Annotated in this window: 1 protein-coding gene; it reads right to left on the bottom strand. The window is 32.2% G+C overall.

What is annotated here, in order from left to right:
- On the bottom strand, positions 1 to 428 hold a 428-nt coding region (locus tag HMPREF2647_RS10530; protein WP_176746927.1), incomplete at both ends, for a recombinase zinc ribbon domain-containing protein.

The raw sequence follows: 428 nt of genomic DNA, 5'->3' as shown, positions 1-428 counted from the left end.
GCAATCATATCAGCATCATAATGTGGAGCTTCCGCTTGTTTATCTCGTTCTAGTTGATGTATTTGATTATTTATTTGATTCAATTCATCTTGGTAGCCAAGTATTGTTGGTTTCAATACGCTATCTAAGTCAGGTGAGTCTTCGATTGTTTTCGTTAGTGTATGCATTTTGGCTTTGATTTCTTCACATTGTGACTGTTTATAAGCGATGTCATGATTCAAAGAGGATTTATCTATTTGGCTTTGTTCATTTACTTTTTCAACCAATTGTTTCAGTACCTTTTTACTTTTGATAATCTCCAATATCTGATCCATAACATATTTTTCCAATACATCTGCTCTAACACTATTGGCTGAACAAACTTTAGAACCTTTGTTTCTAAAATTACTACATGAGTAATATCTGATTCTTTTCTTAGTGCCATCTTT

Origin of the sequence: Staphylococcus sp. HMSC035D11 (assembly GCF_001836075.1) — a bacterium.
Lineage (GTDB): Bacteria > Bacillota > Bacilli > Staphylococcales > Staphylococcaceae > Staphylococcus > Staphylococcus hominis.
The sequence above is the reverse complement of the archived record's forward strand: the minus strand, read 5'-3'. Positions and strand labels throughout refer to the sequence as shown.